The organism is Anaerosoma tenue (assembly GCF_023161965.1).
GTDB classification, from domain to species: Bacteria; Actinomycetota; Coriobacteriia; order Anaerosomatales; family Anaerosomataceae; genus Anaerosoma; species Anaerosoma tenue.
In genome coordinates, this window is sequence record NZ_JALNTY010000003.1 from 26,236 (window position 1) to 48,273 (window position 22,038).

Genomic DNA, 22,038 nt, shown 5'->3' on the forward strand with positions numbered 1-22,038 from the left:
CAGGTCAATCGAGCCCTTCGAGCCGGTAGACCGCGTGCCCCACGACGCCTGCCTCGTCCAGCGCCAGGCGTTCCACCAACTCCTCGAGCGACCTCTCCTCAAGGGACTCAGGATCGTACGTCACGGTGAGGGTGCCGCCCTCGAGGTCGCAGCGCGTTTCGAGAACGCCGGGCACGTCATCGAGCCCCCGGCACACCCGCCCGGCGCACCCGGCGCAGTACCGCGGCCCCGGCAGCAGCCGTGTCAGGTCGAACGAGCGTGTCGTCATGTGCGGCACGCCCACCGCCTCACGCAGCGTCCCTGCGCCGGAACACGACCACTGCCGCCACGGCGGATACCAGCGCCACGCCGCCGTACAGCCACCACGCCGCCGCGTCCACCGGGTCGCCGTTGATGATCTTGCCCGGTTGCCAGTAGCTCACGATGTTGATCGGGTCGAAGAGCTCGGCGGCTTCCGAGAAGTTCGATACGAGGTCGGCGATCCACAACACCACGAGCACGCCGGCGGCGATGGCACCGGGTTTGCCGGCGCCTCTGAAGATCGCCGACAACATGAGCGTGAAGCCACCCACGGCCAACATGAAGAGCAGGCCGAAGGCGAACAGCGTCCAGAACGTGTCCCAGGGCAGGTCGATGTCGTACTTGGGCCCGAACACCATGATGGGCACGAAGCTCGCCGCGGCCAGCGCGAGCGAGTACCCCACCATCACTGCGATGCGGGTAATGGCCAGCCGTGCGCGCGAGACAGGCTGCGACAGCACGAATTCCATCGTGCCCTCGGCTATCTCACCGGCGAACGCCTTGGCGGAGTAGATGATCAGCGCCGACGCGACGATCACCATCCACATGAGTCCCAGATACTCCGTCTGGAAGTACCCCCCGAGCGACGCGAAGGACACCTCCGTGCCGCCGAAGATCGCCAGCACCTCGGCCGGCATCGTCTCCACGAGCTCGGCGTACTCGTTACCGCCGATCTCGGGATAGAACCAGGTCATCATCCAGGAGTACAGGACGAGGCCGAACGAGAACCAGAATATGGACACGCGGTTCTGGTGGAGCGTGCCCCGCAACAGCGTCCAACTCATCGGACCTCCCCTCCCTCTTCGTTCGCATGCGTTGCATCATCACTGCGGTAGAACTCCAGGAACACGTCCTCCAGGCTTGCATGCTGGATACGGATGTCGCTGACCTTCCGGCTTGCGATGCGCTTGAGCACGCCGTCGATCGCGTCGCCACGCACGCGCGCCGCCAGGCTCTGGTCGGAGACGGCCACCACGCTGTCCACGCCCGGCAGCTCCCCCAGCAGCGAGGCCTCCACGGGGTCGGCGAACGTCACCTCGACCTCGCGCAGCCGCTTGCCAAGCAGCGACTTCACGCCCTCCTCGGCCACCAGGCGACCCGAGCGGATGATGCCGACCTTGTCGCACACCCGCTCCACCTCGGACAACACGTGGCTCGAGAGGAACACCGTGCGTCCCGCGGCCACCCGCTCCTCGATGACCGAGTACACCGCCTCCTGGTTGAGCGGGTCGAGACCGCTCGTGGGCTCGTCGAGTATGAGCAGCTCGGGATCGTGTGCCATGCCGAGGATCAGGGCGAGCTTCTGCTTGTTGCCCTTCGACAGCTCCTTGACCCGCCTCGACGGGTCCAGATCGAACCGCTCAAGCAACTCGGCGGTGAGCGGGCCTTTGGTCCCGCGGAATCCGGCGACGTAATCGAGATGCCAGCGGCCGGTCTCCTTCTCGTACAAACGTACCTCGCCCGCCACATATCCGATCCGACGCCTGAGAGCCGCGCCGTCGAGGGTCACCCGCTCACCCAGCACGGACGATGATCCCGCCGTAGGCTTGAGCATACCGAGCAGGCACCTGATGGTCGTGGTCTTGCCCGCGCCGTTGGGCCCAAGGAATCCATAGACCGCGCCCTGCGGGACGGCCATCGTGAGGTCCTCGACACCCCGCGCCTTGCCGTAGTACTTCGTGAGCCCACTCGTGCTGATGACGTCCATGCAGCAGCCTCCTTGCGGCCCTCGGCACACCGCGGCACTCCGTGCCTGCGATGGGACGCATACCATCCTAACGCTCCGGGACCGAGTGAGCGACGTGGTTGTGGGGACATACTAGACAATCGCCCCGCTGAAGAAGGTGATCCGCTTGACGACGAAGGATCCCGTCACGAAGACGACGCTCTGGGTGGTAGTGGCCGTGGTGCTCGCCCTGGCGGTTGGAGCGCTGGCGGGGTGGTTCGCCCGCTCGGGAGAGGTCCAAGACCTGGAGGACCGCATCGCAGCCTCGGAAGAGGAGTCCGCGACGGATGAACCGGCGGCGCCCGCCGAACCGGAGACGGACACGGCGCCGGTGGAACCGCCTGCCGAGGAGGAGCCCGCCGAGGAGGACGAGGAGCCCGTTGACGTTCCCGTTGCTGCCGAGCGTGTACCGGCAATCATCACCGCGGTCGACACGAGCGGGTCGACGGTGCGCCTTGAGGCGGACTACATCCAGTTCCTCACCGGTGACGAAGCGGCCGATGCGGCGACCGCCCACGGCGACGAATCCCCCCCGCCCAACGACTACTACATCGTCAACGACAACCCCGCGCTCCGGGAGTTCCCAGTGCAGGAGGGCATCAGCGTCGTGACGGTCGTCAACGATGATGGGACCTCGGATCCGGCTGGACACACGCTCACATTGGACGAGTGGGTGGATCGCATCACGGGCCCCAACGCCGACGCGTTCAGGTCGAGCTTCTACTGGATCACCGTCTCGGAAGCGACCATCACGACCATCGAGCAGCAGTACCTGCCGTAGGAGGCTCCGATGAAGTGGAGCGAGTTCTCTCGCACGCAGCGGGCTCTAACGATCGCGGGAGTCGTGGTGCTCGGCCTGGCGGTCGTCGCCGGAGCCTTCGCGCTCGGGCTGGGGCTTGGCGACGGCCCTGAAGCGGCCACTGATACCGCAACAGACGCCGCCGAGACCACCGGGACCGCCGAGACCACGTCCACCGAGGAGCCAGCGACCGAGACGGTGGAGCCCGAGACGCCGCCCGCCGCCGAGCCCGAACCCGAGCCCGATCCGTCGACCCCTGCGGCAACTCCCCCTGCGGAGGACGCGCGCGTCTTCGGCCGGATCGAAGGCATACGCGATGAGAGCGGCGGGGCGTGGACGGAGTTGTGGGTGGACATCGACACGGCGGTCTTCCTCACCGACGACGCCGCGCTTGACTGGCTCACCAGCCAGGGGGACGCCGAGTTCTACAACGCCGACTACTGGTACGCGAAGCCCGACGGCGCGGCGGTCACATCGCACCGCCTGAAGCCGGGCTCCGTCAAGGTGTGGATGTACACGTACCCGACCACGCCTCCGATCGGCTTCTACGGGCCGGGTATGGCGAAACAGACGGTCGGCTTCGGCGAGTTCTACGATGCGATCTACATGGCAGGCGACCCCGACGGCCTGCTCGACCGCTACTACTGGTTCACGGTCGACGGCGACTACATCACCATCATCGAGGAGCAGCCGAGAGACGCCTACTACGAGCCGTAGCGGCCGTGCAGCTACCGCTTGCGCCGACGCGTGGCGTGAGCCGACCCCCGGCGAGCGCCCCGCTTCAGGCGCGACAGCACCTCATCGGCCGTCGACGACTCGGCGTCTGTCTTGAGCTTGACCACCTGGTCGCGCAAGCGTGCCGCAGTCTCGAAGTCGAGCGCCTCGGCGGCGGCGTGCATGTCCTCCTCCATCGCCGCGACGATGCGCGCCACCTCGTCGCGCGGGAGCTGACCCAGCTCGGCCGCCACGTCCACGCTCGGCTCGAGGCCGGCCTCCGTCTCGCGCACGTACTGCGCGATGTCGTGGATCGCCTTCCGTATGGTCTGCGGCTCGATCCCGTGCTCCTCGTTGAACGCGACCTGGATGGCGCGGCGGCGCTCCGTCTCGTCCATCGCCGTACGCATCGAGTCCGTGACCTTGTCCGCGTAGAGGATCACCTCGCCCGACACGTTGCGCGCGGCTCGACCGATCGTCTGGATGAGCGAGCGGTGGTTGCGCAGGAAGCCTTCCTTGTCGGCATCGAGGATCGCCACGAGCGAGACTTCGGGCAGGTCGAGCCCCTCGCGGAGCAGGTTGATGCCCACCAGGCAATCGATCACGCCCGCGCGCAGGTCGCGGAGGATCTCCACGCGCTCAAGCGTGCCGATGTCGCTGTGCATGTACCGTACCTTGATGCCGTGCTCGAAAAGGTAATCCGCCAGGTCCTCGGCCATCTTCTTGGTGAGGGTGGTGACGAGCGTACGTTCGTTGCGCTCGGCGCGCTCACGCACCTCGGCCATGAGATCGTCGATCTGCCCGTGTGTGGGCCGCACCTCGATGGCGGGGTCCACCAGGCCCGTGGGTCGGATGATCTGCTCCACCACGCGCTGCGAGGTGCGCGTCTCATAGTCGCCAGGCGTGGCCGAGACGAACACGGTCTGCGGTATCCGCGCCCTGAACTCGTCGAACTTCAGCGGACGGTTGTCGAGCGCGCTCGGCAGGCGGAACCCGTGCTCAACGAGCGTGAGCTTGCGCGAACGATCGCCCTCGTACATCCCGTGAAGCTGCGGCACGGTCACGTGGCTCTCGTCGATGATGCACAAGAAGTCGTCGCCGAAGTAATCGATGAGCGTGTGCGGAGGCTCGCCGGGCTTGCGCCCGTCGAGATGGCGCGAGTAGTTCTCGATCCCGTTGCAGTACCCCATCTCCTCGAGCATCTCGAGGTCGTATGAGGTGCGCATCTCCAGACGCTGCGCCTCGAGCAGCTTGCCCTCGGCGTTGAGTCGCACCAACCGCTCGTGCAGCTCCGCCTTGATCGACGCCACCGCGTCGGTGAGCTTGTCCTTGGGCGTGACGTAGTGGGTGGCCGGCCACACCGGCGTTGCGCCGAAGCGGTTCACCACCTCGCCGGTCACGTGGTCCACCTCGGCGATCGACTCGATCTCGTCGCCGAAGAACTCCACCCGGATCGGCACCTCGGCATAGGGCGGAAAGACGTCGAGCACGTCGCCGCGCACGCGGAAGGTGCCGCGGGAGAGCTCGTAGTCGTTGCGGTCGTACTGGATGTCGATGAGGTCGTAGATGAGCTTGTCGCGGTCGTACGGCGCCCCCTCGGCGAGGAACACCGCCATCCCCGCGTAGTCCTCCGGCGAGCCGATGCCGTAGATGCAGCTCACGCTCGCCACCACCACGACATCCCTGCGCGAGAGCAGCGCGGCCGTGGCGGCGTGCCGCAGCTTCTCCACCTCGGCGTTGATGCTCGCGTCCTTCTCGATGAAAGTGTCGGTGGTGGGAACGTACGCCTCGGGCTGGTAGTAGTCGTAGTACGACACGAAGTACATGACCGCGTTCTCGGGCATCACGTCACGGATCTCGCTCGCCAGCTGAGCGGCGAGCGTCTTGTTGGGCGCGAGCACCAGGGTCGGCTTCTGGACCTCCTCGATCAGCTTGGCCATCGTGAACGTCTTGCCCGAGCCGGTCACGCCGAGAAGCGTCTGGTCTCTCAGCCCCTCGCGGACGCCCTCGGCCAGGCCGATGATCGCCTTCGGTTGATCGCCGGCTGGCTCGAACTCAGAGACGACCTTGAGCTCCCTCACTGCCCCACTACCTTCCGCGCGGCGCGATCTCCGCATCCCAGAACTCGGCCACTATCGCACGGAACTCCTCGGGCGTGCCCTCGTTGTCGATCACGTAGTCGGCGATCTCACGCCGTTCCGCGTCGCCCGCCTGTCGCGCAAGCCGGTTCTCAGCGTCTTCCCGCGACATGCCGCGAGCAAGCGCCCGGGCGATGCGCGTCTCCTCGTTGGCCGAGATGGCGAGCACGGCATCCACCGGCTCGAGAAACAGCGGCGACTCGACAAGCAACGGCACCACGAGCACCACCGCCTGCGGCGGCTCCCCCTGCAGGGCGAGCGTGTCGAGAGCGCCGGCGACCGCGGCAAGGATCGCCGGGTGCATGATGGCGTTGAGCCTGCGGGTGGCGTCCTCCGTAGCGAAGGCGACCCGCGCGAGCGCAGCGCGATCCACCGCGCCATCGTCGCGGCGCACGTCCGGACCGAACTCCTCGATCACACGGTCACGCACCGCGGACGCCTCGTCCAGCAGGGTCCTGGCCACGTCGTCGAGGTCGATCACCACCGCGCCACGGTCGGCGAAGACCTCGGCGGCCGTCGACTTACCTGAGCCGAGTCCGCCGGTGAGAGCGAGCACATACATGGTTACCTCCAGATGGTACGGGGCCGGGCCGCGCTCTCGCGAAGGCCCAGCCCCGAAAGGTGCTTCGTGAAGCCGAGGACGCTAGGCGTCGTCTCCGTCGTCGGAATCCTCGGCTCCGGCTTCCGCCTCGTCCTCGGCTCCGGCTTCCGGCTCGTCCTCGGCGACCTCCGTCTCGTCCTCGACCGCTTCCTCAGCCTCGGGCGCCGCGTCGGCATCGTCAGCCTCGGCGGTCTCCTCAGCTTCGACGGTCTCCTCGGCCTCAACGGTCTCGACGGCCTCTTCGACCGGCTCGGGGGCTGCCTCGTCGGCGACACCCTCGGACTCCACCGCTTCGATCTCCTCGGCGGCTTCATCCTCCACCGGCGCCGGGATGGCGTCGGGCAGGCCGAGCTCCTCGTTGGCGGCGCGGATCGAGAGCGAGATCCGGCGACGGTCGAGGTCGACGTCCATGACCTTGACCTTGATCTGATCGCCCACGCGGACGACGTCTTCCGGCTTCTCCACGTGACCGCGGGCCATCTCGGAGATGTGCACAAGACCCTCGACGCTCTCGCCGATCTCAACGAACGCGCCGAACGGGACGATCTTGGTGACCTTGCCGTCCACGATGACGCCCACCTGGAAGTCCTTGACGAGCTGCTTCCACGGGTCGTCCTGGGTCTGCTTGAGGCCGAGGGAGATGCGCTCGCGGCCCATGTCCACGTCGAGGACCTGCACCTCGACCTTGTCGCCCACCGCGACGACCTCGGAGGGGTGGTTCACGTGGCTCCAGCTGAGCTCGGAGATGTGCACCAGACCGTCGATGCCGCCGAGGTCGACGAACGCGCCGAAGTCGACGATCGAGGAGACGGTACCCGGCAGGATCATGCCCTTGACCAGCTTGTTGAGCACTTCCTGACGCTCTTGCTTGCGGTCCTCCTCGAGGACGACGCGGCGCGAGAGCACGACGTTGTTGCGGTTGCGGTCCATCTCGATGACACGCGCCTCGAGACGGTCGCCCAGGAACATGTGGAGGTCCTTCACGCGGCGAAGATCCACCAGCGATGCCGGGAGGAAGCCGCGAAGGCCGATGTCGAGGATGAGACCGCCCTTGACGACCTCGATGACTTCGCCCTCGACGTTCTCGCCAGCCTCGAACTTCTTCTCGATCTCGTTCCACGCACGCTCGTACGCGGCGCGCTTCTTGGAGAGGATGAGGCGACCATCCTTGTCCTCCTTCTGGAGAACGAGCGCTTCGATCTCGTCACCGAGCTGCACGATGTCAGCCGGGTTGGCATCCTTGCGGATGGAGAGTTCGCGCGCCGGGATGACGCCTTCGGATTTGTAGCCGATGTCGAGGAGGACCTCGTCCCGCTCGACCTGGACCACGGTACCAGTCACCAGATCACCGTCGTCGAAGTCGGTGATGGTCTCGTCGATGAGGGCATGCATCTCCTCATCGGTGTACTCGCGATCGTCGTGCTCGATGTAGCTGCTCTGCTCTTCTACCACGTCGGGTGGCCCCTTCCGTGCTTCCGGGGCCCCGGTCCCATGCCGTCTCGGTCGCCTGCTTTCCGGTCAGTCATGCTCTCGGGGGCCTATAGGACTGTACTCACCACGCGCGCACGCGTAGCCGAGAGATTGTACCACCTGCGGGAAAGAGATGCGAACGTGCGCACTGCCCCTGCGCCATCCGCACGGTGGCTGTATCAGCCCTGGCCACGGCATGTGATCCGCCCTACTTCGCCTCCGCCCAGTTGGGCCCGTATCCGATCCCCACCTCGAGGGGCACCGCAAGCCCGGCCACGCCGGCCATCGCTTCGCGCGCGAGCGAGGAGAGCGCTTCACGCTCGCCCTCCGGCGCCTCGAACACGAGCTCGTCGTGGACCTGCAGCACCATGCGCGCCTCGTACCCTTCGGTCCGCAGCCGCCGGTCGACCTCGATCATGGCGAGCTTCATCAGGTCGGCCGCAGTGCCCTGCATCGGGTGGTTCATCGCGGTGCGCTCCCCGAACGACCTGAGGTTGTGGTTGCGGTTGCGGAGTTCGGGTATCGGGCGGCGACGGCCGAACATCGTCTCCGCATAGCCGGTCTTGTGCGCCTCGGCTATGGTCTCGTCGAGGTACGCCCGCACCCTCGGGTAGGCCGCGAAGTACCGGTCGATCGTGGCCTGCGCCTCGGCATACCCGATGCCGAGCGAGTCTCCGAGGCCGTGCGCCGAGATGCCGTAGACGATGCCGAAGTTCACCGCTTTCGCCTTGCGGCGCATCTCGGCATCGACATCGCCGGGCTCGACATCGAAGACGCGAGCGGCGGTCGCCGCATGGAAGTCGGCGCCGGAGGTGAACGCCTCGATGAGGCCGGCGTCACCCGACAGGTGGGCAAGGATCCGCAACTCGATCTGTGAGTAGTCGGCGCTGAGCATGAGATCGCCTGCATGCGCGGGCACGAACGCAGCGCGGATCCGCCTGCCAAGGTCCGTGCGCACCGGGATGTTCTGCAGGTTGGGACCCGATGAGGAGAGCCGCCCGGTGGCCGCGACGGTCTGGTTGAAGGTCGTGTGCAGCCGCCCGTCCTCCCCAAGCAGCCGTGGCAGAGCGTCGATGTACGTGCTCGTGAGCTTCGTGAGCTCGCGGTATGCGACGATCTTCTCGGCGATCGGGTGGAGCGGCGCCAGGGTAGCGAGCACACCCGCATCGGTGGAGTAGCCGGTCTTGGTCTTGCGCTGCGGTGGCAGGCCCAGCTTCTCGAACAGCACCTCAGCGAGCTGCTTGGGCGAGTCGATCGTGAACTCGTACCCTGCGAGGTCGTGGATCTCGGCGATCAGGGTCTCGATCTCCGCATGCGTTTCGGCGGACAGCGCATCCAGCACGCTGCGGTCGAGCCCGACGCCCGTCTCCTCCATCCGCACGAGCACCGGAACGAGCGGCATCTCGATCTCGGTGAAGCAGAGCGTGGCGCCCCAGCCCTCGAGCCTGTCGCGCAGCACTCCGGCGAGTTCTGCCGATGCCTGCGCCTCCGCAGCTGTGTCACCGGGCTCCACGCTCCTGCCGAGGTACTCGGCGGCAAGCGACGCGATGCCGTAGTCGGAACGGTTCGACGCCAGGAGGTAGGCGGCGATGCCGCAATCGAACAGCCGCCGGGGGTCCGCCAGTTCGGCCATGCTGCCACGTGGCCCCGCCCCGGAGCCGGGAGGACAGGCCCCCTCGACGAGCGCCTTCGTGTCGCCCGCGCTCACGTTGCGCGATGTGAGCACGCTCTCCAGCGCGCTCGCGGCCGCCGCACCTTCGAGCACGGCCACCGTGCCGTCATGCGCGAACGCCACCGCCCGTCCCTCGTCGAACAGGCACTCCTCGCCAGCCGGTCCGGCAGCGACGCCGGCATGGCCTTCGGACGGCGCCGTACACAGGTCACCGACCCATCGGACAGCCTCATCGCCTGTCAGATGCCGCCATGCGGCGCTCGCGTCAGGCGCCGGGCGATCGTCGTCGGTCTCCGCCGAACGCGCGGACCGGAGCCTCGGTATGAGCGACGTGAACGCCAGCTCCGTAAGCGCGGAGAGCGCCTCGGCCTCATCCCACTGGCCCCAACGCACCGCGTCCAGGTCGACGTCGACCGGAACGTCGCGTCGAATGGTGGCGACCACCCTGCTGGCCAGTGCGGCGTCCGCGTTCCCACGGAGGTTCTCTCCAAGCTTGCCCTTGATGTCGGGCGCCCGCTCGAGCACCTCCTCGAGCGTGCCGTGCTCCTGCAGGAGCTTGGCGGCCGTCTTCTCGCCCACCCCCGGCACACCAGGGATATTGTCCGACGGATCGCCCTTGAGGCCGAGGAAGTCCGCTACCTGCTCGGGCATGACCCCGTACCGCTCGAACACGGCGTCGCGATCGTAGACGACGATGTCGGTGATGCCCTTCTTGGTGCTCACCACGCTGACGTTGTCATCGACGAGCTGCAGGGCGTCCTTGTCGCCCGTGATGAGCAGGACGCGCATCCCCTCGGCCGAACCGCGTGCCGCAAGCGTGCCGAGGACATCGTCGCCCTCCCACCCCTCCGCTTCGACGATCGGTATAGCGAGCGACGTGAGCAGCTCCTTGATCATCGGGAACTGCGCCTTGAGATCGGGGTCGGTGGGTGGACGCTGGATCTTGTACTGGGCCAGCGCCTCGGTGCGGAACGCCGGCTTGCCGCGGTCGAACGCCACCACGACCGCATCCGGCCCCAGATCGGCCACCATCTTCAGCAGCATCGTCATGAAGCCGAAGACGGCGTTGGTGGGACGCCCGTCTGGCGCCGTCATCGTGGGCGGCAGACCGTGGAAGGCACGGTGCAGCAGGCTGTTTCCGTCGATCACGGCTATCGTGCGTTCGGACATGCGGCGCCTTTCGGAGTAGAATCGCTGCCATCAGCCGAGGCCGGGCATGCTCACGATTGTACCCGAGGGCCTGACAGCGGAAGCGACGCGGAAGGACGGAGACGCCACCGGCCGCGCACCGCTCCGGGAAGCGAAGGTGGCAGCGCGATGGGCTTCTTCAACTGGGCCGCTCCCTTCATCCGCCGGTACGGCGACCGGTTCACCGCCGAAGACGCCGAGGCGATCGCGGGGTGGCTGGAGCCGGCCGTGAAACCGGGTGGCCGCATCCTCGACGTGGGCGGCGGCTCGGGCCAACTCGCAGCGCTCCTCGCCGACGCGCTCCAGGCGAACGTGACGGTCCTCGAGCCCACGGCCGAGATCCTCGCCTACGTGAACGCCACCGAGCGCGTGTCGGCCGTTCAGGGGACCGCCGAGGAGATGCCGCTCGCCGATGACGCCTTCGATGCGATCGTGGTGACCGACGCCTTCCACCACTTCCGCGATCAGACGGCTGCCGTGGCGGAGTTCAGACGGGTCGTGCGCGACGGCGGGTTCGTGCTGGTGCTCGACCTCGACCCTCGGCCGCTCGCGATGCGCCTGATCGCGCTCGCCGAACGGCTGGTGGGAGAGCCCGCAACGTTCATGACGCCGGAGCAGATGTGCGCGTTCATGGCCGAGCGCGGCATCGAGGGCCGGTGCGAACCGCTCAGGAAGGCCGACTACCGGTTCCTCGGCACCGTGAGCAAACAGCGTCCGGCGGCCTGATCCCGGTCAGCCGCGCCAGAGGTACCCCACGTTGCGGACGGTCTCGAGCCGTCGTGAGACCTCGGGCCCGAGCTTGGAGCGCACGCGCCTCACGTGCACATCGACAGTACGTGCGCCGCCGAAGTAATCGGTCCCCCATACCCTGCTGAGCAGGATCTCCCTGCTGTACACACGGTTGGGATGGGTCACGAGGAACGCGAACAGCGAGTACTCCAGGTACGTGAACTCCACGGCGGTGTCGCCGAGGTAGGCCTGGTAGGTGGCGAGGTTCAGGGTAAGGTCGTCGATACGGACGATATCGTGAGCCGCGACCTCCTCGCCCGGCCACAGGAGCGCACGCACCCGGGCGGTAACCTCGGCGGCCGACGAACCGCGCACCACGAAGTCGGCGGTCACGGCCACCGGCAGACGCAGACGTTCAAGCACATCGGCCGGCACCAGCAACAGCAACCGGAGTTCCGAGCCGCGCCCCGCCGCATTCTCGGCGAGCGCGATGATCCGGTCGGGAGCCTCTCCGGCATCGGCGATCACGAGATCGCACGGCTCGGCCAGCAAACGGGACTCAAGATCGCCCACCGGGCAATAGAAGATGGCCGCGTCGAGCGCGCCCACGCCCGTCTCGACCCACGCCCGCGTGTGGACGTCGTCCGCCGCTATGACGACACGCTTCACATGCATGCCCGGCCGCTCCTCTCCCTCTACAGAAGTGTAACGCCGGGCAGGGTGTTCCTGCCCGGCGTCATTGCCGTCGTGCTGTACCGCGTATCCCGCGATGCGGGCGAAGCCTACAGGATCGACAGGTACTTGCCCTGCTCCCAGGGGGTCACGTACGCCACGTACTCGGCCCACTCGGCCTTCTTGTTGGCCACGAAGAAGCTGTGGATGTGCTCGCCGAGGACCTCCTTCATCAACTCCGACTCCTCGAAGAGCGCGATCGCTTCGCCAAGGTCCTTGGGCAGCGTGCGGATGCCTGATTCCGCCAACTCCTCCTCGGTCATGTGGAAGATGTTGTTGGTGGCCTCGGGCATGAGCTCCAGGCCTTCCTCGATACCCTTGAGGCCGGCGCCGAGCATGACCGCGAACGCGAGGTAGGGGTTGGCCGAGGGGTCGGGCGAGCGCAGCTCCACGCGGGTCGCGACCTCCTTGCCGGGCTTGTACATCGGGACGCGCACCATGGCCGAGCGGTTGCGGCGCGCCCAGGTGACGTACACGGGGGCCTCATAACCCGGCACGAGGCGCTTGTAGGAGTTCACGAACTGGTTCGTGACCGCGCAGAACTCGGGGGCGTACTTGAGCAGGCCGGCGATGTAGCTCTTGCCCACCGGCGACAGGTTGTAGCCCTCGGGATCGTTCGCGTCGAAGAACGCGTTGCCCTCCTCGTTGAACAGCGACTGGTGCACGTGCATGCCCGAGCCGTTCACACCCTGTACCGGCTTGGGCATGAAGGTGGCGTAGACGCCACTCGCGTACGCGACCTCTTTCACGGTGAGACGGTAGGTCATCACGTTGTCGGCCATGGTGAGCGCGTCGGCATACCGGAGGTCGATCTCGTGCTGCGACGGCGCCACCTCGTGGTGCGAGTACTCCACCGGGATGCCGAGCTTCTCGAGGTTGAGAACCGTCTCGCGGCGCAGGTTGCTCGCCACGTCGAGCGGCGTGAGATCGAAGTAGCCACCCTGGTCGAGCATCTCGGTGCCGCACGAGTCGGCGAAGTAGAAGAACTCGAGCTCGGGGCCCACGTACATCGTGTACCCCATGTCGGCGGCCTTCTTGAGCACGCGCTTCAGCGCGTACCGCGGATCGCCCTCGAACGGCGTGCCGTCAGGGTTGAGAACGTCGCAGAACATGCGGCCGGTGCCACCCATGTGGTCCTCGCTGCTGCGCCAGGGCAGGAGCTGGAAGGTCCCGGGATCCGGGTAGGCCACCATGTCCGACTCCTCGATGCGGGTGAAACCGTCGATCGATGAGCCATCGAAGCCCATACCCTCTTCGAACGCTCCCTCGAGCTCGCTGTCGGTCACCGCGAACGACTTGAGGAAGCCGAGCACGTCGGTGAACCAGAAGCGGATGAACCGGGTCCCCCGCTCCTCAACGCTCTTCAGCACGTAGTCCTTGTCCATCGTCTTGTCCATCTCGGATTCCTTTCAGTGAGTCATGGTTCACGAGCAGCGTAGGATCGCTGTGTTTCGTGCGTGTTTCCGGTGGGATAACGGGGCGAGAAACCTGTCCGTCTCGGGTATCCTTACAGGACGATGCCGAGGGATTCCGGGGAGGAACGACAGGTGCTGAGAGGATCGACCACCTATCTCACGCGGTTCGACAAGGCCCATATCGAGACAGTGCGCGGCTGGCTCAACGACCCAGCCGTCAACGAGTGGCTCCTCTCCAGCCAGCTGCCCTACTCGAGCGAGCAGGAGGCCGCTTTCTTCGATCTCACCGAGCGCGAGTGGTCCCAGGGCACCGCGTACCGGTTCGAGATCCACGTCGCCGAAGACGACCGCCTCGTTGGCATCACCGGACTCGACGACGTGATCCTGCTCCACCGGCGCGCCGAAGTCGGCATCTTCGTGGGCTCGCTTGCGCATCAGAACCGGGGATATGGCCGGGACGCCCTCGTGACGCTCCTGCGATTCGGATTCGACAACCTCGGCCTGCACTCGATCGCCATCAGGGCGAACACCGAGAACGAGCGCGCCGTGCATCTCTACCGCTCCATCGGGTTCACCGAGACCGGCCGCGAGCGCGAGTGCGCGTTCATGCGCGGCCGCTTCCACGACCACGTCTGCTTCGACATGCTGGCCTCGGAGTTCCACGAGCGGTACGGCCTTTCCGGCTGATCACATCGATGCGTAGAGCTTGGCGTACGGACGGTGGCTCATCGGGCTGATCCGCACGAACGGGGCCGAGAGGATCTCGTCGGCGTCCATCCCCATCGCCGTGGCATACTCCTGGATCACCGGGCGCAGTTCGGCCATGTGCTCCTCGCCGACCTCGACGACCCCCACCTCGGCTCCGCACTGCCATGGCTCCACGCGCCCGCGCACGTAGATGACGCCCCCGTGCATGCCTGCGCCAAGGAAGGAGCCCGCGATCGGCTGCGATCCGTCACGGGCGTTCATGCCGAGAAGCACGAGCATGCCGCCCGCCATGTACTCACCGAAGAAGTCGCGCGCCTTGCCGCCGCACACGAGCACCGGCACGTTCTTCTCGTACGCCTTCATGTGGATGCCCACGCGGTAGCCCACGTCTCCGCGGACGAAGACCTTGCCGCCACGCATGCCATAGCCGAGCACATCGCCAGCGTCGCCGCGCACGACGACCGTGCCGCCGCTCATGGTGTTGCCCACCCCGTCCTGGGCGTTGCCGTTGACCTCGATAGAGACGCCGTTCGCGAACATGGCCAGGTCGTTGCCGGCGGTGCCTTCCACGCTGATGCGCACACCCGGCGCCCGGAGCCCGGCGCCGATGTAGCGCTGACCGTTCACCCCGGTGATCCGCACGTCGCGCACGCCTGCGTCGATCAGACGCCTGACGGCATCGTTGAGTTGCTGGAAGTACACGCCCGTGCTGTCAACGACAGCTACATCACCGTCACGGTCGACCAGGGGTGCGACCTGCCTGTACCCTTCGATCACGCCGGCAGGCGGGACACTCGTTGCTGCTTTCACCATTCCGGGCACCCCTTTCCTACAGTCCGGCGGGCTTGACGCCAAGGACCCGGCAGGTCTGCTCGTCGAGACCGATCGCGCGCAGACGCTCGCGGCTGCCTCGCAGGCTTTCCACGGCGTTCACGCCGAGCGCGCCGAGGATCTCCTGGAGCTCGTGACTCCACGCGTGCACGAGGTTCGTGAGCCGCTCGGCGCCCCAGTCGGGATCGATGCGTCGTGTGAGCTCGGGCTTCTGCGTGGTGATGCCCCACGAGCACTTGCCCGTGTGGCAGCTCTGGCAGAGGTGGCAGCCCAGCGCGAGCAGCGTTGCGGTGCCGATCGCCACGGCATCCGCCCCCAGCGCGATCGCCTTGGCGGCATCGGCCGAGGATCGGATGGAACCCGCGGCGATGATGCTCGCCTGGTTGCGGATCCCTTCGTCCCGCAGCCGCTGGTCGACCACCGCCAGCGCGATCTCCACCGGGATGCCGATGTGGTCCCGGATCACCTGAGGGGCCGCACCGGTACCGCCGCGGAAGCCGTCGAGGTAGATGTAGTCGGCCCCGGCCCGCACGATGCCGCTCGCGATCGCGGCCACGTTATGCACGGCGGCGATCTTCACGCCCACCGGCTTGTAGCCCGTGGCTTCCTTGAGCGCGTAGATGAGCTGGCGCAGGTCCTCGATCGAGTAGATGTCGTGATGCGGAGCCGGTGATATGGCGTCTGAACCCTGGGGCACCATCCGCGTGGCCGACACATCGCGGTCGATCTTCTCACCCGGGAGGTGTCCTCCGATGCCGGGCTTCGCCCCCTGGCCGATCTTGATCTCAAGGGCCGCGGCACGATCGAGCACGTCGGGATCCAGACCGAAGCGTCCGGAGGCGACCTGCAGGATGATGTTGTCCTGGTACGGGAAGAGGTCCTCGTGCATGCCCCCTTCGCCCGTGTTCATCATGGTGCCGAGGCGCTGAGCGGCCATCGCTATCGACTTGTGCACGTTCAGCGACACCGACCCGTAACTCATCGGGGCGAAGATGATGGGAACGTCGAGCCTGATGTTACGGGACACGCCTCCGTCGTCGGCGAGCATGAACCCGCCTTCGGGGTCGGGCACCACCGACACGGCGTCGGGTTTGCGCCCGAGGTACGTGCGCAGCTCCATCGGCTCGCGGAGCGGGTCGATGGACGGGTTGGTCACCTGGCACGCATCGAGCACGAGCTTGTCGAAGATCCGCTCGTACGGCTTCGGGTTGCCCATCGACGTGAGCAGCACACCGCCCGTCTCCGCCTGCCGCCACACCGACGTGCGCGCATCCACCGACCAGTTGTCGTTGTCACGGAACGCGAGCGTGTTCTTCTCGATCGTGATGCAGTGCGCCGGGCAGTACGTCACGCAGCGATGGCATGCGCGGCACTTCTCGTCATGCGGGATCGGGCGCTCGTTGAACTCGTACACGCCCCAGCCGCACTGCTGTACGCAGCGCCCACACTTGTGGCACTTGTCGTAGTCGATCTTGACCCGGAACTCGGGCTGCACGAACGTCTGCTGCATCTTCAGACCGCCACTTCCTCGAGCTCGTGACAGGCATCGGCCGCCGTGACGGCGCATGAGATCTCGGCCGGTGAAGCGTGGAGCTGGCTGTGGAACGGCGGCTCCATCCCCTCGACCCTGGCGATGACCGGCTCGCCTGCTTTGGGCGCCCACACCTCGTCGGGAGCCGTCAGCACCGTGTGGATCGCGCTCTCCTCCGAGGCGACCATCAAACGGCTGCCGCTCCGCGCCGCAACGAGCGGCCGGAGCTTGATGCGGTCGTTGAGGGCCACCATGCCCCCGTTGAAACCGAGCACGATCGCGAACGGACCGTTGAGCATCCCCGGTCCGTAGACGGCCCGCAGCGAACGCATGACCGCAGCGTCTCGGTCGGGCATGCGATCGATATCCGACCACAGCGGCGCGGCGAGCGCCTTGCACGCCAGCTCCACCGGCAGCTTGTGCCGGCGAAGCATCAGGTCGAAGAGGTAGGCTGCCACCTCGGTGTCCGTGCCGAGCGAGCAGGTATAGCCGAACTGCTCGAGGTAGCGGCTGTTGATGCCGTAGCTGGAGATCTCACCGTTGTGGACGATCGACCAGTCCAGCAGGGTGAACGGATGTGCCCCGCCCCACCAGCCCGGGGTGTTGGTGGGGAACCGGTTGTGCCCTACCCACGTGTGGCCCTCGTACTCCTCCAGCCGGAAGTAGCGCCCGATCTCCTCCGGGAAGCCCACGCCCTTGAACGCGCCCATGTTCTTGCCCGAGGAAGCCACGAACGCACCGTCTACGCGTGCGTTGATCGACATCACAACGCCCACGACGTAGTCCTCGGCGGTCATCTCCCGCTCCTCCAGCACCTCAGGGTACGGCTGCAGGAAGTACCGCCAGAGCAGCGGGGCATCGGTGATCCCCTTCACCGGTCGCGTAGGCATCGGCTCGGCCACCTCGATGGCGAAGTTCTCCCTCAGCAGCCCCTCGGCCTCATCCTTCGCGCGAAGGTCGTGGTACATCATGTGGAAACAGAAGTGGTCGGGGAACTCGGGATAGATCCCGTAGCCGGCGAACCCGCCGCCCAGCCCGTTGCCACGGTCGCGCTGCACGGCCATCGCCCTGATGGGCTCCTCGCCGCTCATGAGCGCTCCGCTCTCATCGCAGATGCCCATGAGGCCGCAGCCACCGTGGATCTTGTAGGGGGATTCCTCCCTGTACCGGTCGGGCGAGAAACCGTCGTATCGACCAAGATCGTACGCCATGACCCTCACTCCTTCTCCGTGCCGTCCGCTGCGCCCACCGTGGGTGAGAGCAGTCGGGCGACCGCGTCCCCGCCACCTGCCGGCAGCGGGTCAAGTCCGAGCTTCTTGCGTGCCGACTCCCTGGGCTTGCCCAGCGCGCCGGTCTTGAGGAACTCCGCATACGCCGCACCCACCGCCTCGGGGCCCGCGCCGCGCTCTAGGGCAAGCTCCTTGAGCTGCCTGAACACTCCGGCCATACCGATGCGGCTGTGGCACATCTCCTGGCACGTGTAGCACTCGATGCACTTCCAGAGCTGGCCCTCAGCGATGACGCCATCGAGGCGGCCGGCCAGGAGGTCCGCGATGATCTCGTTCGGCTGGAAGGCGGGGTCGACCTTGCAGACGGGACAGTCGTCCTTGCACGCCTGGCAGGCGTCGCACTTGGCCAGCAGGCCCACATCGAAGTGCTCGGCAAGCCGCCGCTTCTCCTCCGACCGAGCCTTCCAGCGATCGAAGAACGGGTCGACCGACACACGGTGCATGCCGAGGCCGAGCTCTTCGGGCTCATGGCCCATCGCGAGTGCCACCAACTCCGAAAGGTAGAAGACCGGCACGTGCACGTCTTCGTTGGCCCTCTGGAGCGCAGCCTGGTTGAGGTCGAACTGCTGGAAGCAGCTCGGGCAGACCACCACGAGCGCGTCGGCGCCTTCGTTCTGCACATCGGCAAGCTTCCTGCGAGCGAACGCGAGCGACCCCTCCCGCTCGCCCACCCTGTCGAGCGCGCCTCCGCAGCACTGCATCTTGGTGGTGTAGTCCACCACCTGCGCGCCCAGAGCGGAGACGAGCTCCTCCACCTTCGTAGGGTGCAGCGGGTCGTCCCACCGGACGGCCGGCTGGGGACGCAACAGATGACAGCCGTAATGTACGGCGACCCGCATGCCCCACAGCGGCCGTGTCACGCGCGTGCTCAACGCGCCTGCACCCACCGTGTCCGCGAGCCACTCGGCGAAGTGCGCGATCTCGAGATCGCCCGTGTAGCGGAGGTCTTCCGAGGCAAGGCGCTCGTTGATTGCGTCGCGGTCACGCCACTCGGCGCGGAGGTGGCTCGCGGCCTCCTTGAAAGTCGAGTAGCAGCCGTTGCAGGGCGTCACCACGCCAAGACCGGCCTTCTCGACGATGGCCAGGTTCCGGGCCGCGGCGGTATAGAAGGCGTCCTCGTCGTTCGCCTTCACGAGCGTACCCTCGGGGCAACACGTGTGGCCCGCGAGTTCGTGCACCATGGCGCCGAGGTCGTCAAAGACCACACGGGTCGCCTTCTCGATGAACGGGAACCTCGCCGGGATCGTGCACCCCCAGAAGACCGCGAACTCCCTCATCCGTCCCACCTTCTCATCTCACCGGACAACAAAAAACGCCCACTCGGACCGCTTGGGTCCGTGTGAGCGTCTTTGCTCATCATGCTATGGCGGCTCGCCGTTGAGCCGGTGCAGGTAGTGTAGCAGAGCGAGAGCGTCCTGGAAACCCGCCCGAAACGAAACGTCAGTCGTTCAGACGCTCCAACACCCGGCCGTACTCCGCCTGATGCGTCACGATGATGTCATCGGGCGTACCCCACGACCGAGCGCGCCGCGCCAACACCTGCGCGGCGGCCATGAGGTCCTCTCGCTTGGGTGCGTCCCAGCTGCCGCCGACTTGCGAAAGCGCCGTGCGGATCGCGCCGTTCACGCTCTTGCGTACGGACTGATCGTCCCACGTGGTTCCCATCTTCTGCTTCATCCGGGTGAACGTCTGCTGCTGCGCGTGATAGAAGCAGTCGGCGAGCAGATCGCGTGCGCGAGCACCGTCCACATCGTCAAGCATGGTGGGGGTTGGGCGCCAAAGCCCGAAGTCTTCGTTCGTCGCCATGTAGGGTCACTTCCTTTGCCGGTCTGCGGTCGTCATGGCGTGGATACACCCCTAGGTATCGGCATCCCCGACATGAACCTTGAGGAGCAGCGGGAGCGGAAACGGAAGGTGCGCAGCGTTCCTTTCGCAGGCGCGCGGAACGGGCGGGAGGGAGCGGACGCGGAGGGTGCGCAGCGTTCCTTTCGCAGGCGCGCGGAGCGCGCCGAGGACAGAGCGAAGCACCCTCCGCGTCCGCTCCCGCCTACATCATCCCTCGGCGTCGGATGCCAGCACGATCGCCTCGGCCACCTGCTTCAGCGTCATGCGCCGGTCCATCGCAAGCTTCTGCAGACGGCGGAACGCCTCGGGCTCGCTCATGCCCTTCTGCATGAGCACGCCTTTGGCCCGGTCGAGCGCCTTGCGCATCTCAAGCCGCTCGGCCAGGTCGTCGACCTCGCCCTCGAGCGCACGCGCTTCGGCGAACCTGGAGACGGCGACCGTCATGGCCGGCACGATGTCGGCACGGGTGAACGGCTTCACCACATATGCCATCGCGCCCGCCGCGGTGGCCTCTTCCACGTACGACTGCTGGGAGAACGCCGTGACCATCACCACCGGCGCGAGCTTCTCCTCGCCGATCACGCGCGCGGCCTCCAGCCCGTCAACGCGCGGCATCTTCACGTCGAGGAACACAACGTCCGGCTTGAGCTCGCGTACCCGCTCGATGGCCTCCGCACCGTCCCGTGCCTCGGCGACCACCTCGTGGCCCTCCTCGGCGAGCATCTCGCGAAGGTCCATCCGGATAAGCGCTTCGTCCTCTGCGATGAGCACCCGCATCGTATCTCCTCAGTCGGTCTCGTCGATCGGAACGGTCACCGAGATCACCGTCTCGGCGCCCGACCGGAACGACAGCGTACCGCGAAGGTCGTCTTCCGCCACTGTCTTCACGATCGCCAGCCCCAGGTGTGCTGACGATTCCACCTGGAACGTATCGGGAAGCGCGCCGCCGCTGTCCCGCACCGTGAGTGAGACGCTCCGGCTGTCGCGCGCGAGGAAGACGGTCACGTCCCCGCCGCCCGCCGGACCCACACCGTGCTCGATCGCGTTGTGCACGAGCTCCGCCGCTACCAGAGCGAGCGACGTGGCCACCTGCGCCGGAACGAGACCCGTGGCGCCATCCACGGCGATCCTGATACCGCTGTCTGCACCCGTGAGGCCGCGACGCACCATGTCCACCACCGTGGACACCGCGGCCGCGAGGTCCACCGACTCGTCGGTTGACGACGCCAGCATCTCGTGAACCACCGCCATCGATGATACCCGCTCCACTGCTTCCTCGAGGGCGCGAGCCGCCTCGTCGCTCGATGACCGCCGGGCCTGGATGCGCAGCAGCGATGCGATCGTCTGGAGGTTGTTCTTCACCCGGTGATGCACCTCGCGGATCGCCATCTCCTTGACGTGCAACTCCTGCTCCCGGCGCACCGCATCGGTGACGTCCTCGACGAGCACGAGCATCCGATCGGCCAGTGCCACCGTTCGGTACCGCAACGAACGCCCCTGCACGTTGACGGTCTTCTCCCGCGCACCGTCGGTGCCGATCACCGGCGCCACGGCAAGAGCCCCTCCCGGGAGCGCCGAGGCGGGACCACCCACCAGCTGGCTCTCCATGCCGGCGAGGCGCATCGTGTTCACGGCGTTGGGGCTGGCGTACACCACCGCGCCCGTGGCGTCGATCTCGAGAACGCCGTCACCGGCGAGGCGCGTGGTAGCGTACGGCTCCTCGGTGTCGATGTCGCGGATCGGACCGCGCTGCAATCGCTCGAGCAGCAGCTGCGCAAGGCGCATGAACGCCACTTCCATCTTGCCCGGTGCCTCCGAGACCGCCTGGCCGAGGTGCCGGACCAGGATGGCGTACGGACGCCCGTCACCGCCCACGGGATAGGCGGTGGACGAGAACGCGATTCCCCGCCGTGTGCGTCTCTTGACGTCGCATGAAGGGGCGCCGGTCGTGAGGGTGTCGTACGCCTCGGGCTCGTCGTCGCGATCGATCACCCGGCCGACGCGTGTCGTTGGGATCGCCGAACCCGCGGTCATCGGCCGTGCGTCGGCGATCACCACGAGCGCGCCGTCGGATCCCGGCACGAGCAGCGCGACATCCCCGTACCCCAGGTCGGCGGCCAGCTGCAGGTTCTCGGCCACGTTCCGCACGTGGACGCGCGCGTCCTCCGACAACTCCTCGACCATCTGCGCCAGCGTATCCATGCGAGGATTATACGCGGGATGCCACCGCACACGCGTCGTCGCTCCTGGTCGGCGGCATACATCACGGTTATCATTGTCCCAGCGGGATCCGCGCCATGCGTTCGGGGCGCAGTGCGCGTTGTTGGGGGGTCCACCCGCCGGGAGGGGA

The 22,038-nt window shown here is 66.9% G+C and carries 19 protein-coding genes and 1 pseudogene; 4 read left to right on the forward strand and 16 right to left on the reverse strand.

Annotated features, from left to right (window positions below):
- Nucleotides 1–4: 4 nt before the first annotated feature.
- From MSB02_RS07770 to MSB02_RS07780, 3 genes are read right to left on the reverse strand one after another with little or no spacing between them, the layout of a single operon-like run.
- A complete protein-coding gene (locus MSB02_RS07770; protein WP_267194669.1) occupies nucleotides 5–268 on the reverse strand; it encodes a heavy-metal-associated domain-containing protein in 264 nt (87 codons plus the stop codon).
- 19 nt (nucleotides 269–287) lie between these two features.
- The gene (locus MSB02_RS07775) at nucleotides 288–1,085 is read right to left on the reverse strand and encodes an ABC transporter permease subunit (protein ID WP_267194670.1); all 798 of its coding nucleotides are present in this window, start codon (nucleotides 1,083–1,085) and stop codon (nucleotides 288–290) included.
- Nucleotides 1,082–2,008 carry an ABC transporter ATP-binding protein gene (locus tag MSB02_RS07780; protein WP_267194671.1) on the reverse strand — a complete coding sequence of 309 codons (927 nt, stop codon included), beginning with the start codon at nucleotides 2,006–2,008 and terminating at the stop codon, nucleotides 1,082–1,084. The genes MSB02_RS07775 and MSB02_RS07780 overlap by 4 nt, the downstream gene beginning before the upstream one ends.
- A 145-nt stretch (nucleotides 2,009–2,153) precedes the next feature.
- Here MSB02_RS07780 and MSB02_RS07785 point away from each other — a divergent pair, with 145 nt between their 5' ends.
- Both MSB02_RS07785 and MSB02_RS07790 read left to right on the forward strand, forming a co-directional pair.
- Nucleotides 2,154–2,807, forward strand: coding sequence for a hypothetical protein (locus tag MSB02_RS07785; protein WP_267194672.1), 654 nt, complete (start codon nucleotides 2,154–2,156; stop codon nucleotides 2,805–2,807).
- Nucleotides 2,808–2,816: 9 nt separating this feature from the next.
- Complete coding sequence (locus tag MSB02_RS07790; RefSeq protein WP_267194673.1) at nucleotides 2,817–3,542, forward strand: hypothetical protein; 726 nt, start codon at nucleotides 2,817–2,819, stop codon at nucleotides 3,540–3,542.
- Nucleotides 3,543–3,553: 11 nt separating this feature from the next.
- On the opposite strand, the gene uvrB is transcribed toward MSB02_RS07790, so the two are convergent.
- From uvrB to polA, 4 genes are all read right to left on the reverse strand, one after another.
- On the reverse strand, nucleotides 3,554–5,656 hold the full coding sequence (gene uvrB / locus MSB02_RS07795) for an excinuclease ABC subunit UvrB (RefSeq protein WP_407653156.1): 2,103 nt from the start codon (nucleotides 5,654–5,656) through the stop codon (nucleotides 3,554–3,556).
- Entirely contained in the window at nucleotides 5,628–6,239 is a 612-nt protein-coding gene (coaE, locus tag MSB02_RS07800; RefSeq protein ID WP_267194675.1) for a dephospho-CoA kinase, read from the reverse strand. The genes uvrB and coaE overlap by 29 nt, the downstream gene beginning before the upstream one ends.
- 81 nt (nucleotides 6,240–6,320) lie before the next feature.
- Nucleotides 6,321–7,670 carry a 30S ribosomal protein S1 gene (rpsA, locus tag MSB02_RS07805; protein ID WP_267195004.1) on the reverse strand — a complete coding sequence of 450 codons (1,350 nt, stop codon included), beginning with the start codon at nucleotides 7,668–7,670 and terminating at the stop codon, nucleotides 6,321–6,323.
- 286 nt (nucleotides 7,671–7,956) lie between these two features.
- The gene (gene polA / locus MSB02_RS07810) at nucleotides 7,957–10,590 is read right to left on the reverse strand and encodes a DNA polymerase I (RefSeq protein ID WP_267194676.1); all 2,634 of its coding nucleotides are present in this window, start codon (nucleotides 10,588–10,590) and stop codon (nucleotides 7,957–7,959) included.
- A gap of 147 nt (nucleotides 10,591–10,737) precedes the next feature.
- Between polA and MSB02_RS07815 the strand changes: the two genes are divergently transcribed.
- The gene (locus MSB02_RS07815) at nucleotides 10,738–11,334 is read left to right on the forward strand and encodes a class I SAM-dependent methyltransferase (RefSeq protein ID WP_267194677.1); all 597 of its coding nucleotides are present in this window, start codon (nucleotides 10,738–10,740) and stop codon (nucleotides 11,332–11,334) included.
- A gap of 6 nt (nucleotides 11,335–11,340) precedes the next feature.
- On the opposite strand, the gene MSB02_RS07820 is transcribed toward MSB02_RS07815, so the two are convergent.
- Both MSB02_RS07820 and MSB02_RS07825 read right to left on the reverse strand, forming a co-directional pair.
- Nucleotides 11,341–12,012 carry a winged helix-turn-helix domain-containing protein gene (locus MSB02_RS07820; protein WP_267194678.1) on the reverse strand — a complete coding sequence of 224 codons (672 nt, stop codon included), beginning with the start codon at nucleotides 12,010–12,012 and terminating at the stop codon, nucleotides 11,341–11,343.
- A gap of 107 nt (nucleotides 12,013–12,119) precedes the next feature.
- Nucleotides 12,120–13,466: a glutamine synthetase family protein gene (locus tag MSB02_RS07825; RefSeq protein WP_267194679.1), complete on the reverse strand. Its 1,347-nt coding sequence runs from the start codon at nucleotides 13,464–13,466 to the stop codon at nucleotides 12,120–12,122.
- A gap of 150 nt (nucleotides 13,467–13,616) precedes the next feature.
- Here MSB02_RS07825 and MSB02_RS07830 point away from each other — a divergent pair, with 150 nt between their 5' ends.
- Nucleotides 13,617–14,171 (forward strand): GNAT family N-acetyltransferase, encoded by a 555-nt coding sequence (locus MSB02_RS07830; RefSeq protein WP_267194680.1) that lies wholly within the window; start codon nucleotides 13,617–13,619, stop codon nucleotides 14,169–14,171.
- Here the strand turns inward: MSB02_RS07830 and MSB02_RS07835 are convergent, their stop codons facing one another.
- The 7 genes and pseudogenes from MSB02_RS07835 to MSB02_RS07865 all read right to left on the reverse strand — a co-directional run bounded on the left by MSB02_RS07835 (nucleotide 14,172) and on the right by MSB02_RS07865 (nucleotide 21,890).
- Complete coding sequence (locus tag MSB02_RS07835; RefSeq protein ID WP_267194681.1) at nucleotides 14,172–15,005, reverse strand: GltB/FmdC/FwdC-like GXGXG domain-containing protein; 834 nt, start codon at nucleotides 15,003–15,005, stop codon at nucleotides 14,172–14,174. It abuts the gene before it with no gap.
- Nucleotides 15,006–15,021: 16 nt separating this feature from the next.
- Nucleotides 15,022–16,533, reverse strand: a complete 1,512-nt coding sequence (locus MSB02_RS07840) for a glutamate synthase-related protein (RefSeq protein ID WP_267194682.1) — start codon at nucleotides 16,531–16,533, stop codon at nucleotides 15,022–15,024.
- A gap of 2 nt (nucleotides 16,534–16,535) precedes the next feature.
- A complete protein-coding gene (locus MSB02_RS07845; RefSeq protein ID WP_267194683.1) occupies nucleotides 16,536–17,765 on the reverse strand; it encodes a class II glutamine amidotransferase in 1,230 nt (409 codons plus the stop codon).
- Nucleotides 17,766–17,770: 5 nt separating this feature from the next.
- Complete coding sequence (locus MSB02_RS07850; RefSeq protein ID WP_267194684.1) at nucleotides 17,771–19,120, reverse strand: heterodisulfide reductase-related iron-sulfur binding cluster; 1,350 nt, start codon at nucleotides 19,118–19,120, stop codon at nucleotides 17,771–17,773.
- A 163-nt stretch (nucleotides 19,121–19,283) separates the two neighbouring features.
- On the reverse strand, nucleotides 19,284–19,649 hold the full coding sequence (locus tag MSB02_RS07855; protein ID WP_267194685.1) for a hypothetical protein: 366 nt from the start codon (nucleotides 19,647–19,649) through the stop codon (nucleotides 19,284–19,286).
- A gap of 246 nt (nucleotides 19,650–19,895) precedes the next feature.
- Nucleotides 19,896–20,468: pseudogene (locus tag MSB02_RS07860) on the reverse strand (ANTAR domain-containing response regulator); the annotation flags it as partial.
- Between the two features lie 6 nt (nucleotides 20,469–20,474).
- The gene (locus MSB02_RS07865; RefSeq protein ID WP_267194686.1) at nucleotides 20,475–21,890 is read right to left on the reverse strand and encodes a sensor histidine kinase; all 1,416 of its coding nucleotides are present in this window, start codon (nucleotides 21,888–21,890) and stop codon (nucleotides 20,475–20,477) included.
- Nucleotides 21,891–22,038: the final 148 nt, after the last annotated feature.

What these genes read in the sequence shown, in the direction of transcription:
- MSB02_RS07820 (WP_267194678.1), bottom strand. Translation starts at nt 12,012, where the DNA reads ATGCATGTGAAGCGTGTCGTCATAGCGGCGGACGACGTCCACACGCGG.
- MSB02_RS07865 (WP_267194686.1), bottom strand. Translation starts at nt 21,890, where the DNA reads ATGGATACGCTGGCGCAGATGGTCGAGGAGTTGTCGGAGGACGCGCGC.
- MSB02_RS07835 (WP_267194681.1), bottom strand. Translation starts at nt 15,005, where the DNA reads ATGGTGAAAGCAGCAACGAGTGTCCCGCCTGCCGGCGTGATCGAAGGG.
- MSB02_RS07815 (WP_267194677.1), top strand. Translation starts at nt 10,738, where the DNA reads ATGGGCTTCTTCAACTGGGCCGCTCCCTTCATCCGCCGGTACGGCGAC.
- MSB02_RS07775 (WP_267194670.1), bottom strand. Translation starts at nt 1,085, where the DNA reads ATGAGTTGGACGCTGTTGCGGGGCACGCTCCACCAGAACCGCGTGTCC.
- MSB02_RS07825 (WP_267194679.1), bottom strand. Translation starts at nt 13,466, where the DNA reads ATGGACAAGACGATGGACAAGGACTACGTGCTGAAGAGCGTTGAGGAG.
- MSB02_RS07850 (WP_267194684.1), bottom strand. Translation starts at nt 19,120, where the DNA reads ATGAGGGAGTTCGCGGTCTTCTGGGGGTGCACGATCCCGGCGAGGTTC.
- polA (WP_267194676.1), bottom strand. Translation starts at nt 10,590, where the DNA reads ATGTCCGAACGCACGATAGCCGTGATCGACGGAAACAGCCTGCTGCAC.
- MSB02_RS07840 (WP_267194682.1), bottom strand. Translation starts at nt 16,533, where the DNA reads ATGCAGCAGACGTTCGTGCAGCCCGAGTTCCGGGTCAAGATCGACTAC.
- MSB02_RS07770 (WP_267194669.1), bottom strand. Translation starts at nt 268, where the DNA reads ATGACGACACGCTCGTTCGACCTGACACGGCTGCTGCCGGGGCCGCGG.
- MSB02_RS07780 (WP_267194671.1), bottom strand. Translation starts at nt 2,008, where the DNA reads ATGGACGTCATCAGCACGAGTGGGCTCACGAAGTACTACGGCAAGGCG.
- MSB02_RS07855 (WP_267194685.1), bottom strand. Translation starts at nt 19,649, where the DNA reads ATGGCGACGAACGAAGACTTCGGGCTTTGGCGCCCAACCCCCACCATG.
- MSB02_RS07845 (WP_267194683.1), bottom strand. Translation starts at nt 17,765, where the DNA reads ATGGCGTACGATCTTGGTCGATACGACGGTTTCTCGCCCGACCGGTAC.
- uvrB (WP_407653156.1), bottom strand. Translation starts at nt 5,656, where the DNA reads ATGCGGAGATCGCGCCGCGCGGAAGGTAGTGGGGCAGTGAGGGAGCTC.
- rpsA (WP_267195004.1), bottom strand. Translation starts at nt 7,670, where the DNA reads ATGCATGCCCTCATCGACGAGACCATCACCGACTTCGACGACGGTGAT.
- MSB02_RS07790 (WP_267194673.1), top strand. Translation starts at nt 2,817, where the DNA reads ATGAAGTGGAGCGAGTTCTCTCGCACGCAGCGGGCTCTAACGATCGCG.
- coaE (WP_267194675.1), bottom strand. Translation starts at nt 6,239, where the DNA reads ATGTATGTGCTCGCTCTCACCGGCGGACTCGGCTCAGGTAAGTCGACG.